Origin of the sequence: Paraburkholderia heleia NBRC 101817 (assembly GCF_000739775.1) — a bacterium.
Classification (GTDB): domain Bacteria; phylum Pseudomonadota; class Gammaproteobacteria; order Burkholderiales; family Burkholderiaceae; genus Paraburkholderia; species Paraburkholderia heleia.
In genome coordinates, this window is record NZ_BBJH01000041.1 from 15,707 (window position 1) to 28,233 (window position 12,527).

The following is a 12,527-nucleotide window of genomic DNA, read 5'->3' on the forward strand; positions in this document are numbered from 1 at the left end:
GCGCCGCACGCGCGGCGCGAGCTGAATCATTCGGAGTACGTGGTTTCCTTCAAAGCCGGCGTCGCGCCGCCTGGCTTGCGCGCAAGCCTCGCGCTGCCATACGCAAGGGCTTCGGGGCGGAACGAGAAATGCATGAACAGCAGGCTCACCGCGGTGGCGCCGAACATCAGCATGAAGCAGGTGGTGCGCACGCCCGTGAGGTCGACGAGCAGGCCGAACAGGATCGGCAGCACGAAGCCGGCGAGACCGCCCGCCAGCCCCACGACGCCGGAGACGGCGCCGATGTTGTCGGTGTACTCGTCGCCGATGAACTTGAAGACCGAGGCCTTGCCCACCGCCATCGCAATGCCGACGACGAACATCAGAACCGTGTAGAACACCGGTCCCGTGCTGATATGCAGCCCGAGCGGGCCATGCGCGCTGTGGATCGTGAAGTCGGTCGGCGGGTAGCTCAGCAGGAAGAAGCACGCGAGCGCGACCCACATCACCGCCCACGTCGTGCGATAGGCGCCGTAGCGGTCGGAGAGCCAGCCGCCTGCCGCACGCAGCACGCCGCCGGGCAGCGAGAAGCACGCGGCGAGAAACGCGGCCTGCTCGATGCCGAAGCCGTACTGGTTCACGTAGTACTGCGGCATCCACAGCGACAGACCGACATAGCCGCCGAACACCACCGAGTAGTACTGCGCATAGCGCAGCACGCGCGGGTCGGCGAGCACGCGCATCGGGTCCGCTACGCTCCCCTTGCCGGGCACGCGGTGCGCCGGGTTGCTCGCGGAGAAGATCCAGAACAGCAGCGCGGTGGCGAGCATGGCGACCGCGTAGACCTTCGGCACGATGGTCCACGTGCCGGCCGCGACGATCAGCACCGGCGCCACGAACTTGTTGAGCGCGGCGCCCGAATTGCCCGCGCCGAAGATGCCCATGGCGAACCCCTGGCGCGACTTCGGAAACCAGCGCGCGACATAGGGCGTGCCGACCGAGAACGATGCGCCGGCGAACCCCACGAACAGGCCGAGCGCGAGGAATTGCCACAGTTGCGTCGCGTACGAGACGAGCCAGATCGGCACGACGGTCACGAGCATCGTGATGAAGAAGACGATGCGCCCGCCGAAGCGGTCGGTCCAGATGCCGAGCGGCACGCGGGCGAGCGAGCCGGTGAGCACGGGCATCGCGGCAATCAGGCCGAATTCGGTATCGGTGAGGTGAAGCTGTTTTTTGAGCGGAATGCCGAGGATCGCGAACATCATCCAGACGGCAAAGCAGATCGTGAACGCGAAGGTGCTCGAACCCAGCACGCGCCAGGCACGGCTATCGGCGACAGGTTCCGCCTGCGGGGATAGGGCGGCTTTCATGAATTTCCCTCTTGTCGTTTAGTTGACGTGACAAGAGTAGGAAAGACGAAAGGGGCGGACTATTCTCCACAGGGAGTGCGCGACGATGCGCCGCTAGAACTTAAGGAGTAGTACCGCAGGAATGAGTTGGCGCGAAAAAAATCGCATGTATGCGAATGTGCCGGAGAACAATAAGATTAGTTCGAAAAGCCGTAGCGTGTTTTGAAACACGCTACGGCATGATGTCGCATTCGACCAACAAGCGATCAGCGGAACACGACCGTCTTGTGCCCGTTGAGCACGATGCGATGCTCCACGTGCCACTTCACCGCGCGCGCGAGCGTCACGCACTCCACGTCGCGGCCAATGGCGGTGAGCTGGTCCGGCGTCATGTTGTGATCCACGCGCTCGACTTCCTGCTCGATGATCGGGCCTTCGTCGAGATCGGACGTCACATAGTGCGCGGTTGCGCCAATCAGCTTCACGCCGCGATCGAATGCCTGGTAATACGGCTTCGCGCCCTTAAAGCTCGGCAGGAACGAATGATGGATGTTGATCGCGCGGCCTTCGAGCGCTTTGCAAAGCTGCGGCGAGAGGATCTGCATGTAGCGCGCGAGCACCACGAGATCGGCGCTTTCGCGGTTCACCACTTCGAGCACGCGCGCTTCCTGCGCGGTCTTGTCGGCCTCGGTACCGCCGAGCAGCGGGAAGTGATGGAACGGAACATTGTAGCTCGCGGCGAGCTGATAGAAGTCCTTGTGATTCGAGATGATCGCGGGAATCTCGATAGGCAATTGGCCGGTGCGATAACGGAACAGCAGGTCGTTCAGGCAATGGCCGATCTTCGAGACCATGATGACGACGCGCGGCTTCACGTTCGCGTCATGCAGTTCCCAGCGCATGCCGAACTCCTGGGCGAGCGGATCGAACGCGCTGCGCAGGCCGTCGAGGCCGGGGTCGCCGCCCACTTGCTGGAAGTGCACGCGCATGAAGAACTCGCCCGTATGGCTGTCGCCGAACTGGGCCGAGTCGAGAATATTGCTGCCGCGCTCGAACAGAAAGCCCGACACGGCGTGCACGATACCGGGCCGGTCGGCGCACGACAGTTTGAGGATGAAGCTGTGATCGGTCGACATGACCCTGGTAACTCCCGTCAATACCTGGTGTTTCTAAAAGGGCTTTGGGCTTTGCCCAAAAAACCGGCGCCCTTTCACAGCGTCGGCGGTTCAAAGATCACGGCAATGCCCTCGCACGCGTCTTCGTCTATCCATCGGCGGCGCAGCAGGCAGTCGAGCGTCGCGAGGCTCGCGTCCACCGTCATTGCGCCCTCCTCGATCCAGCGCGCGGCCTCGTCGATGCGCGCGAGGCGATGCTCGCCCACTTCGCCGTCCTGGTTGTGCGGCACGAAGTCGGCCGGGAGCGCGAGATCGTAGACGAAGATCTGCTCGGCCTGCGTGCCTTCCGGCAGCGACTGCAGCACATGCACGGTACGGCCCGCGCGCGCCTCGCGCGCCAGCTCTTCCGCAATGCCCGCCTCTTCCCAGCACTCCTTCACGAGCGTGGCCTCGATGCCGAAGCCCCAGCCGATCCCGCCCGCCACGACGTTGTCCAGCATGCCGGGGTCGGTGGCCTTGGTGTCGCTGCGCCGCGCGATCCATAGTTGCGGCGCGCCGGGCGCCGCCGGATCCGCGTATTCTACGACGCCGTTCAGATGCACCGCGTACGTCATGGTGCCGAAGAAGCGCGAGGCCGCGCGTTCGATAAAGGCGAGCGGCGGCGCGTCGAACGCATTGCGGATCGCGTAGGTTTCGTTGCGCCAGCCCGGAATGTGCCCTTCCGCCGCGAGTGCGCCGATCACCGAGCTGAGCGCCGCGCTGCGTGCATCGACACTATCGAAATGCGGGGCGAGCGTCACGCGTGCGCTCTGCGCATCGCCGTCGATCTCGAACACGTCGGGCCAGCGTGCGAGAAGCGCCACGTCGTTCTCGCGTATCCAGCCCACGCGCTCGTCGCCGATATGAAACGGCAGATGCGCGCCGACATCGAAACGCCGCGCGTCGGTAATGCAAGGCAAGGTCATCGATCAGGACTCCGTAAATCAGTCGCGCAAGGCGACGCGAATGCCGATGGCGATGAAGGTGACGCCGGCGAGGCGGTCGAGCCACACGCCCGCGCGCGGGCGGCGCTTGAGCCAGCCGCCGATCGTGCCCGCGCACAGCCCGAAGAGGGAGAACACCACGACCGTCTGCGCCATGAATACGAGGCCGAGCTCGAGCATCTGCAGCGTGACGTGCTGCGCGCCATGCGGGTCGACGAACTGCGGCAGGAACACGACGAAGAACAGCGTCACCTTCGGGTTCATGATGTTGCCGAGCACGCTCTGACGAAAGATCGCGGAGAGCGGCTGACGCGGCCTGTCGCCGGCAGCCGCGAGACCCTGGCTGCGCAGCGCCTTCACGCCGATCCACACGAGGTACGCGGCGCCGGCGAGCTTGAGGATCTGGAACGCGAGCGGCGACGAGCGCAGCACGGCGGCCACGCCGAGCGCAGCGAGCGTGGTGTGGAACGTCACACCCGCGGCAAAACCGAGCGCGGCGACGAGACCGGCGGCGCGGCCTTGCGAAATGCCGCGCGCGAGCACCTGGAGATTGTCGGGGCCGGGCGCGAACGTGATGGCAATGGAGGTGGCGAGAAAGAGCGCGAAATTGGGCATGAGATCGACTCGTGGCGGTGTGCGTTGCGGGTTTCAGTGCCCGCCGAAGGCGGTCACGGTGAAGAGCGGCAAGCCGGCATCGGTGAGCAGCTTCGAGCCGCCCAGATCCGGGAGGTCGATGATGGCGGCGCCTTCCACCACGCTCGCGCCGAGGCGCTCGAGCAGCAGCTTGCCGGCCATCATGGTGCCGCCGGTGGCGATCAGGTCGTCGACGATCACGACGCGGTCGCCCTTGCCGCAGGCGTCCTCGTGAACCTCGACGGTCGCTTCGCCATATTCGAGCTTGTAGGTCTCGGAAACGGTCCTGTACGGCAGCTTGCCGATCTTGCGGATCGGAATGAAGCCCACGTTCAGCTCATACGCGACGATCGGCCCGATGATGAACCCGCGCGCGTCGAGCCCTGCCACGTAGTCGAGCTTCGCGTCGACATAGCGCTCGACGAACAGGTCGATCAGCACGCGCAGGCCCTTCGGATCGCCGATGAGCGGCGTGATATCGCGGAACTGCACTCCCGGCTGAGGCCAGTCGGACACCGTGCGGATCAGGCTGTTCACGAACTGGGCGGATTCAGCGCTCGGGTTCGCAGGTGCGTGGGACATGGTTTCTCCGGGTAGTGACTCGATAAGAACAGCAGAACTGCTTAAACGGGGCGGGACCCTCGGCGCGGTCTCGCGATCGCGCCAACGAATCGCGCCAACAACAACGGCGTATCAGGCCGCCGCCGCGCCCGCGCCGGCCGCGCCCGGCTTGCGATGCCGCGAAAGCCGCTCCTCGGCCTGCGCGAGCTGCTCGGGCAAACCGCGCAGCACGACGATGTCGGCCTCGCGCAGCCTGGTCGATGGGTCCGGCTCCACGCCGCGAATGCCGTGGCGGCGGATCGCCGTCACCTCGACGCCGAGCTCGTACAGGCCCAGCTCAGCGAGCGTGCGGCCCACGGCGTCGGCGCGCTCGTCGACCGGAACGGATTGTAGCCGCACCTGCTCGTGACCGTCCTCGCCCACATCGTCGGTGCCGTGGAAGTAGCCGCGCAGGAGGCTGTAGCGCTCGTCGCGCAGTTCCTCCACGCGGCGCACCACGCGCCGCATCGGCACGCCCATCAGCACCAGCATGTGCGAGGCGAGCATCAGGCTGCCTTCCACGATCTCCGGAATCACTTCGGTCGCGCCCGCGGCGAGCAGGCGTTCGAGATCGGCGTCGTCCACCGTGCGCACGATCACGGGCAAGGTAGGCTCCAGCTCGTGAATGTGATGGAGCACGCGAAACGCCGATTGCGTGTTGGCATACGTGATCGCCACCGCGGCCGCGCGGTGGATGCCCGCCGCGACGAGCGATTCGCGCCGCGCCGCGTCGCCGAACACCACCGACTCGCCCGCCGCCGCAGCCGCCGCGACGCGGTCGGGGTCGAGGTCGAGCGCGACGTACGAAAGGCCTTCGTATTCGAGCATGCGCGCGAGGTTCTGCCCCGCGCGGCCGTATCCGCACACGATCACATGGCCGCTTTGCTTGATGCTTTGCGTGGCGATGCGCGTCATCATCAGCGACTGCTGCATCCATTCCGTCGAGGACAGGCGCAGCACGATGCGGTCGGCGTTCTGGATCAGGAACGGCGCGGCGAGCATCGACAGCAGCATCGCCGCGAGGATCGCCTGGAGCAGCGTGGCGTCGACCAGATGCTTGTCGAGAATGAGGTTCAGCAGGACGAAGCCGAATTCGCCGGCCTGCGCGAGGCCGAGACCCGTGCGCATGGCCACGCCCGGCGACGCGCCGAAGATGCGCGTGAGCGCGGTGATGAGCACGGCCTTGAGCACGACCGGCCCGAGGAAGAACGCCGCCACCATGAAGGGGTGCTGCCAGATCACGTGCGGGTTGAGCAGCATGCCCGTGGTCACGAAGAAGAGGCCGAGCAGCACGTCGCGAAACGGCTTGATGTCCTCTTCCACCTGGTGCCTATAAGGCGTTTCGGCGATCAGCATGCCCGCGATGAAGGCGCCGAGCGCGAGCGAGAGGCCGAACTTGTCGGTGATGAACGCGGCCCCCAGCGTGACGAGCAGCACGTTGAGCACGAACAGCTCCTGCGAGCGGCGGCGCGCGACCACGTTGAACCAGCGCGTCATGAACTTCTGCCCGACGATGAGCAGAATGCCGAGCGCGAGCACGATCTTCACGGCGGCGGTGCCGAGCGACTCGACGAGCGACGCCCCCGAGCCGCCGAACGCCGCGATCACGATGAGAAGGGGCACCACGGCCAGATCCTGGAACAGCAGCACGCCCAGAATATTGCGGCCATGCTCCGATTCGATCTCGAGCCGCTCGGAGAGCATCTTGCTGACAATGGCCGTGGACGACATGGCGAGCGCGCCGCCCAGCGCCACGCAGCCCTGCCACGTGATATGCACCCACGGCTCCAGCACGAGACCGAGCAGGAGCGCCACCACGATCGTGCCGAGCACCTGCGAGAGCCCGAGGCCGAACACGGCGTGGCGCATGGCGCGCAGCTTCGAGAGCGAGAACTCGAGGCCGATGGAGAACATCAGGAACACCACGCCGAACTCGGCCAGGTTCTGTGCGCCATGCGTGTCCGGCACGATGCCGAGCGAGCGCGGGCCCACCAGAATGCCCACCGTGAGGTAGCCGAGCATCGGCGGCAGATTCAGATAACGAAACAACACGACGCCAACCACCGAGGCGAGCAACAGGAACAACGTCATTTCCAGCGGGGAGATCATCGTGTGAAGCGTCCTCGTTCGTCGGCCGCGGTCTGCATGCGCGGCGATGCAAATTCTGCCCCGCGCCGTGCCGATGATCGACGCAAAGGCGGCTAGGGCCTGTTTACATGAATAACGGGCTAAATGGGAAGGGCTACGGAGACACGCGTGTCGGCAAGTCCGGCGGCGCACGCACGGGGTTTGGGCGCTGGGGGCGCTGGCGCGGCGCGCAGACGCCTTTGCTATACTCCGCGGATGATAGCGAAAATCAATGGCGACCGGGCGCTGAAGCTCGCTCGCAACGTGCTCGACATCGAAGCGGACGCCGTGCGCGGGCTTCGCGACCGGCTCGACGACAACTTCGTCGGCGCGGTCGACCTCATCCTCAGCTGCCGCGGACGCGTGGTCGTCTCCGGCATCGGCAAATCGGGCCACATTGCCCGCAAGCTCGCGGCCACGCTGGCCTCCACGGGCACCCCCGCGTTCTTCGTGCATCCTGCGGAAGCGAGCCATGGCGACCTCGGCATGGTCACTGCCGACGACGTCTTCATCGGGCTGTCGAACTCCGGTGAATCCGAAGAACTCGTGGCGATCCTGCCGCTCGTCAAACGCATTGGCGCGAAACTCATCGGCATGACGGGCAGTCGGCCGCAGTCGACGCTCGGCCAGCTCTCCGATGTGCATCTGGACGCCGGCGTGGAGAAGGAAGCCTGCTCGCTGAACCTCGCGCCCACCGCCAGCACGACAGCGGCGCTCGCGCTCTCCGACGCGCTCGCGGTCGCGGTGCTCGACGCACGCGGCTTCGGCGCCGACGACTTCGCGCGCTCGCATCCGGGCGGCGCGCTCGGCCGGCGCCTCTTGACCTACGTGCGCGACGTGATGCGCACGGGCGACGAAATTCCGAAGGTGCGCGACGACGTCACCGTGCGCGACGCCCTTTTCCAGCTCACGGCCAAACGCATGGGCATGACGGCGATCGTCAACGCCGACGACCATGTGCAGGGCATTTTCACGGACGGCGACCTGCGCCGCGTGCTCGAGCGCGTGGGCGATTTCCGCGAACTGCCGATCGCGCAGGTCATGACGAAAGCCCCGCGCACCATCGGCCCGGACCAGCTTGCCGTCGAAGCCGTGGAACTGATGGAGCGCCATCGCATCAATCAGATGCTGGTTGTCGATGCCGAGGGCTCGCTGATCGGCGCCCTCAACATGCACGACCTGTTCTCCAAGAAGGTGATCTGATGGCTAGCCCACTCGACGCAACCGCGCGCGCCGCGCGCGTGCGTCTCATGATTTTCGACATCGACGGTGTGCTCACCGATGGCGGCCTGCTCTTCACCGGCGCGGGCGACACGATGAAGGCGTTCAACTCGCTCGACGGCCACGGCGCGAAGCTGCTGCGCGAAGCCGGCATCGACACGGCCATCATCACGGGGCGCCGCTCGGAGACCGTCGCCGTGCGCGCGAAGGAACTGAAGATCACGCATCTGTGGCAAGGCGTAGAAGACAAGCGCGTCGCGTTCGCCGAACTGCTCTCGCAAACCGGCATTGCGCCCGAAGCGTGCGGCTACATGGGCGACGACTGGCCCGACCTCGGCGTCATGCTCCAGTGCGGCTTCGCTGCCGCGCCCGCGAACGCCCATCCCGACGTGCTCTCGCGCGCCCACTGGGTGTCCGACAAGGTGGGCGGCCACGGCGCCGTGCGCGAAGTCACCGACCTGATCCTGCGCGCGCAGAACCGTTACGACGCCATGCTCGCCGCGGCCTGCGCGCCGCTCGCCGGGATGCCGCGATGAACCAGAAGTTCCGCCTCACTTCGCTCGTACCGCTCGTGTGCGTCGCCGCGCTCGCCGGTTTCACGTGGTGGCTGCTGCAGGCCGTCCAGCCGCGCGAGAAGGAGGCGGCGCCGCGTCCGCTCACGCATACGCCCGACTATTTCGCCGACAACTTCTCGGTGTCCGAGCTCGACCAGTCGGGCGCCACGCAGTATCGGCTCACGGCCACGCACATGGTTCACTACGAGGACGACGAGAATAGCGACCTCACGAACCCGGCCGTGCGCGCATTCCAGCCCGGCAAGCCGATCGTCACGGCCACCGGGCTGCGCGGCACGGTCAACGCCGACGCCTCGATCGTCAACCTGTACGACAACGCGCGCATTCTGCGCGCGGCCGGCGCCGGCGACCCCGAAATGCAGGCTGATTCCGAGCATTTCAAAGTGCTCGTGAACGACGATGTGATCCTGACCGAAAAGCCGGTTAAACTTCGACGCGGCCAGTCGGTCATGACGGCCACCAGCGGCATGAACTACAACAATGTCTCCCGGGTCATCCAGCTCTTCGGCAACGTCCGGGGAGCCATCGCCCCGGCCGACTCCGGCGGCTCGTCCTGAACGCCGGGCCGTCCACGCAAGGCACGATTGCATGAACGATTCGCTTCCCCGTCCACTGAACGGCCGTTCGCCCGACGCGCGCCGCACACGCTGCGCGGCGCTGATGGCGCTCGCCAGCGCGCTGCTGTTCGCCGGCCTCACGCCCGCGGCCCACGCCGAGCGCGCCGACAAGGACAAGCCGCTCAATATCGAAGCGGACAACATGACCTATGACGATCTGAAGCAGCAGACCGTCTTCACCGGCCACGTGGTCGCCACCAAGGGCACGATCCTCATCAAGGCCGACAAGCTCGTCGTCACGCAGGACCCGCAGGGCTACCAGTTCGCGACCGGCACCGTCGCGCCGGGCACGCCCGCCGACCGGCTCGCCTACTTCCGCCAGAAGCGCGAAGGCCTCGACGAGTACGTCGACGGCACGGCCGAGCGCATCGACTACGACGGCAAGCAGGACCTCACCACGCTCACGACGCGCGCCACGGTGCGCCGCCTGCAGGGTCTGTCGACGGTAATGGATCAGGTGCATGGCAGCGTCGTCACGTACGACGGCCAGAACGACTTCTATACGGCGCGCTCCGGAAAGGACGTCGCAGGTCCCGGCAACCCCGGCGGCCGCGTTCGCGCGATGCTTTCGCCGCGCAACACCACCACTGGCGCACAGCCGCCCGCCGGCGCCCCGGCCGCACTTACGCCGTCCACCAAGCTGCAGGAAGCGCCGCCACAGTGAATACCGTCACCGCCCCCCAAAGCTACGGCCGCCAGCTGGCCGGCAAGACTAGCACGCTCGTCGTGCGCAACCTGAAGAAGCGCTACGGCTCGCGCACCGTCGTCAAGGACGTGTCGCTCGACGTAAAAAGCGGCGAAGTGGTCGGGCTGCTCGGCCCCAACGGCGCGGGCAAGACCACGTCGTTCTACATGATCGTGGGCCTCGTGCCGCTCGACGCCGGCGAGATCGACCTCGACGGCCAGTCCATCAGCCTTCTGCCCATCCACAAGCGCGCGGCGCTCGGGCTCTCGTATCTGCCCCAGGAAGCTTCGGTGTTCCGCAAGCTCACCGTCGAGGAGAACATCCGCGCGGTCCTCGAGCTACAGGTGGACGGCAACGGCAAACGTCTGTCGAAAGACATCATCACCGAGCGCACCGAAGCGCTGCTCGAAGAGCTTCAAATCGCGCATCTGCGCGAGAATCCGGCGCTGTCGCTCTCGGGCGGCGAGCGCCGGCGCGTCGAAATCGCGCGCGCGCTCGCAACGGATCCGAGCTTCATCCTGCTCGACGAGCCGTTCGCGGGCGTCGACCCGATCGCCGTGCTGGAAATCCAGAAGATCGTGAAGTTCCTCAAGCAGCGCAACATCGGCGTGCTGATCACCGACCACAACGTGCGGGAGACGCTCGGCATCTGCGATCACGCGTACATCATCAGCGACGGCACCGTGCTTGCGGCCGGCGCACCCGGCGAGATCATCGAGAACGAGAACGTGCGCCGCGTTTATCTCGGCGAGCACTTCCGCATGTAAGCCCCCGGGCGCGCCTCGCGCGCCCGTTCACCGCAGTCCCGCAGCGCCCACCCGGGCGCACGCGATCCGCTTTCGCGTTTTTCCGGCCTCATCTTTCGCGTTTTCCCGTGTAACTCCGCGGTATCGACCTTGCCCCCAAAACGGTGCATGGCAGGCCGGGCAGCGTCCCTGTTTGCGCACCAAATTCCGGGCACGCACCGGCGCGGCGCACGCTCGTTTTTGCGAATGCCCCGTGGTTTCGTCCGCGTGGCAAACTCTTTACAATGGTCCGCACACCGCCATGAAAGCCAGCCTCCAACTCCGCCTCTCGCAGCATCTTGCGCTCACGCCACAACTGCAACAGTCGATCCGGCTGCTGCAGCTGTCGACGCTCGAACTGCAGCAGGAGGTCGCGACTGCGATCTCGCAGAACCCGCTGCTCGAGAACGAGGACGACTGGATCGCGAGCCCGCTGCGCGTGGCCGCGGACGGCTCGGTCATCGCGCAGCCGCCCACGCCCTCGGGCGCCGAGCCGATGCAGGGCGCGAACAGCGCCACCTCGGCGTCCAACGGCAGCGGCGAGAACAGCGAGAGCGAGCCGCGAGGCGTGGATGAATACGACGGCCTCGGCGGCGACGCGAACGGCGACGCAAGCCAGTGGAACCTGGACGACTACGGCCGCTCGGGCAACGCCTCCGACGACGACGACCTGCCGCCGCTGCAGATCCACGAATCGACCACGACGCTGCGCGACCATCTCATGGCGCAGCTGCGCGAAACGAACGCGAGCCAGCGCGACCGCGCGCTGATCACCTTCCTGATCGAATCGCTCGACGAAGACGGCTACCTCAGCGCGACGTGCGAGGAAATTCTTGCCGACATTCCCGAAGAACTCGAAGTCGACGCCGACGAACTCAATGCGGCGCTAGCGCTGCTGCACAGCTTCGACCCCGCGGGCGTGGGCGCGCGCTCGGCCTCCGAGTGCCTCAAGCTACAGTTGCTGCGCGTCAAGTCGTCGCCCACGCGCACGCTCGCGCTCGAGATCGTGTCGAACCATCTCGAACTGCTCGCCGCGCGCGACTTCACGCGGTTGCGCAAGCAACTGAAGACCGGCGACGACGAGCTGCGTGAGGCGCATGCGCTGATCCGTTCGCTCGAACCGTTCCCGGGTGCGTCGTATGGCAAGGCCGAAGCCGATTACGTGGTGCCGGACATCATCGTGAAGAAGACCGGCCAGAACTGGCATGCGGAACTGAACCCCGAGGTGGTGCCGAAGCTGCGCATCAACCACCTGTACGCGAATATCCTGCGCAACAACCGCGGCGATCCGGGCAGCGGTTCGCTGCGCCAGCAACTGCAGGAAGCGCGCTGGCTCATCAAGAACATCCAGCAGCGCTTCGAGACGATCCTGCGTGTCGCGCAGGCTATCGTCGAGCGCCAGAAGAACTTTTTCGTGCACGGCGAAATCGCCATGCGCCCCTTGGTTTTGAGGGAGATTGCTGATACGCTGGGCCTACACGAATCTACTGTCTCGCGTGTGACAACCGGTAAATACATGCTGACTCCATTCGGGACACTTGAATTTAAGTACTTCTTCGGATCGCATGTATCGACGGACACCGGCGGCGCTGCATCGTCCACCGCCATCCGCGCCCTCATCAAGCAACTCATAGGAGCCGAGAACACCAAATCCCCTCTTTCAGACAGCCGCATCGCCGAACTGCTGGCGGAACAGGGTTTCGTGGTCGCGCGACGCACCGTTGCGAAGTATCGCGAGGCACTGAAGATTCCAGCGGTCAATCTGCGCAAGTCTCTTTAGCCTGTTCCGGCTTTTACGGAGCAGGCGTTTTCCGGCCGCTACGCCCGTTGGCGGACATGGCCGGCCGAGTTAGCC

Annotated in this window: 12 protein-coding genes; 6 read left to right on the top strand and 6 right to left on the bottom strand. The window is 65.9% G+C overall.

Going from position 1 to position 12,527, the window contains the following annotated elements:
- Positions 1-26: 26 nt before the first annotated feature.
- The 6 genes from BHE01S_RS28810 to BHE01S_RS28835 form a co-directional block, all read right to left on the bottom strand.
- Positions 27-1,352, bottom strand: coding sequence for an MFS transporter (locus tag BHE01S_RS28810; RefSeq protein ID WP_042269964.1), 1,326 nt, complete (start codon positions 1,350-1,352; stop codon positions 27-29).
- A gap of 245 nt (positions 1,353-1,597) precedes the next feature.
- A complete protein-coding gene (gene purU, locus BHE01S_RS28815) occupies positions 1,598-2,467 on the bottom strand; it encodes a formyltetrahydrofolate deformylase (protein ID WP_042269966.1) in 870 nt (289 codons plus the stop codon).
- Between the two features lie 74 nt (positions 2,468-2,541).
- Complete coding sequence (locus BHE01S_RS28820; protein ID WP_042269967.1) at positions 2,542-3,411, bottom strand: NUDIX hydrolase; 870 nt, start codon at positions 3,409-3,411, stop codon at positions 2,542-2,544.
- 18 nt (positions 3,412-3,429) lie between these two features.
- Positions 3,430-4,044 carry a LysE family translocator gene (locus BHE01S_RS28825; protein ID WP_042269969.1) on the bottom strand — a complete coding sequence of 205 codons (615 nt, stop codon included), beginning with the start codon at positions 4,042-4,044 and terminating at the stop codon, positions 3,430-3,432.
- 33 nt (positions 4,045-4,077) lie between these two features.
- Positions 4,078-4,644, bottom strand: a complete 567-nt coding sequence (locus BHE01S_RS28830) for an adenine phosphoribosyltransferase (protein ID WP_042269971.1) — start codon at positions 4,642-4,644, stop codon at positions 4,078-4,080.
- A 111-nt stretch (positions 4,645-4,755) separates the two neighbouring features.
- Positions 4,756-6,771 carry a cation:proton antiporter domain-containing protein gene (locus BHE01S_RS28835; RefSeq protein ID WP_042269973.1) on the bottom strand — a complete coding sequence of 672 codons (2,016 nt, stop codon included), beginning with the start codon at positions 6,769-6,771 and terminating at the stop codon, positions 4,756-4,758.
- Between the two features lie 234 nt (positions 6,772-7,005).
- Between BHE01S_RS28835 and kdsD the strand changes: the two genes are divergently transcribed.
- The 6 genes from kdsD (at position 7,006) to BHE01S_RS28865 (ending at position 12,452) form a co-directional block, all read left to right on the top strand.
- A complete protein-coding gene (gene kdsD / locus BHE01S_RS28840) occupies positions 7,006-7,992 on the top strand; it encodes an arabinose 5-phosphate isomerase KdsD (protein ID WP_042269975.1) in 987 nt (328 codons plus the stop codon).
- Entirely contained in the window at positions 7,992-8,546 is a 555-nt protein-coding gene (locus BHE01S_RS28845) for a KdsC family phosphatase (RefSeq protein WP_042269977.1), read from the top strand. The genes kdsD and BHE01S_RS28845 overlap by 1 nt, the downstream gene beginning before the upstream one ends.
- Positions 8,543-9,142 (top strand): LPS export ABC transporter periplasmic protein LptC, encoded by a 600-nt coding sequence (gene lptC / locus BHE01S_RS28850; RefSeq protein WP_042269979.1) that lies wholly within the window; start codon positions 8,543-8,545, stop codon positions 9,140-9,142. Before BHE01S_RS28845 ends, lptC begins: the two co-directional genes overlap by 4 nt.
- A 31-nt stretch (positions 9,143-9,173) precedes the next feature.
- On the top strand, positions 9,174-9,866 hold the full coding sequence (gene lptA / locus BHE01S_RS28855; protein ID WP_042269981.1) for a lipopolysaccharide transport periplasmic protein LptA: 693 nt from the start codon (positions 9,174-9,176) through the stop codon (positions 9,864-9,866).
- Positions 9,863-10,654 (top strand): LPS export ABC transporter ATP-binding protein, encoded by a 792-nt coding sequence (gene lptB, locus BHE01S_RS28860; RefSeq protein WP_042269983.1) that lies wholly within the window; start codon positions 9,863-9,865, stop codon positions 10,652-10,654. Before lptA ends, lptB begins: the two co-directional genes overlap by 4 nt.
- 280 nt (positions 10,655-10,934) lie before the next feature.
- Entirely contained in the window at positions 10,935-12,452 is a 1,518-nt protein-coding gene (locus tag BHE01S_RS28865; protein ID WP_042269986.1) for an RNA polymerase factor sigma-54, read from the top strand.
- Positions 12,453-12,527: the final 75 nt, after the last annotated feature.

Bases quoted from the DNA above. Each gene is read 5' to 3' on its own strand.
- purU (WP_042269966.1), bottom strand. From the start codon at position 2,467: ATGTCGACCGATCACAGCTTCATCCTCAAACTGTCGTGCGCCGACCGG.
- BHE01S_RS28835 (WP_042269973.1), bottom strand. From the start codon at position 6,771: ATGATCTCCCCGCTGGAAATGACGTTGTTCCTGTTGCTCGCCTCGGTG.
- lptA (WP_042269981.1), top strand. From the start codon at position 9,174: ATGAACGATTCGCTTCCCCGTCCACTGAACGGCCGTTCGCCCGACGCG.
- BHE01S_RS28830 (WP_042269971.1), bottom strand. From the start codon at position 4,644: ATGTCCCACGCACCTGCGAACCCGAGCGCTGAATCCGCCCAGTTCGTG.
- BHE01S_RS28845 (WP_042269977.1), top strand. From the start codon at position 7,992: ATGGCTAGCCCACTCGACGCAACCGCGCGCGCCGCGCGCGTGCGTCTC.
- kdsD (WP_042269975.1), top strand. From the start codon at position 7,006: ATGATAGCGAAAATCAATGGCGACCGGGCGCTGAAGCTCGCTCGCAAC.
- BHE01S_RS28825 (WP_042269969.1), bottom strand. From the start codon at position 4,044: ATGCCCAATTTCGCGCTCTTTCTCGCCACCTCCATTGCCATCACGTTC.
- BHE01S_RS28820 (WP_042269967.1), bottom strand. From the start codon at position 3,411: ATGACCTTGCCTTGCATTACCGACGCGCGGCGTTTCGATGTCGGCGCG.
- BHE01S_RS28865 (WP_042269986.1), top strand. From the start codon at position 10,935: ATGAAAGCCAGCCTCCAACTCCGCCTCTCGCAGCATCTTGCGCTCACG.
- BHE01S_RS28810 (WP_042269964.1), bottom strand. From the start codon at position 1,352: ATGAAAGCCGCCCTATCCCCGCAGGCGGAACCTGTCGCCGATAGCCGT.
- lptC (WP_042269979.1), top strand. From the start codon at position 8,543: ATGAACCAGAAGTTCCGCCTCACTTCGCTCGTACCGCTCGTGTGCGTC.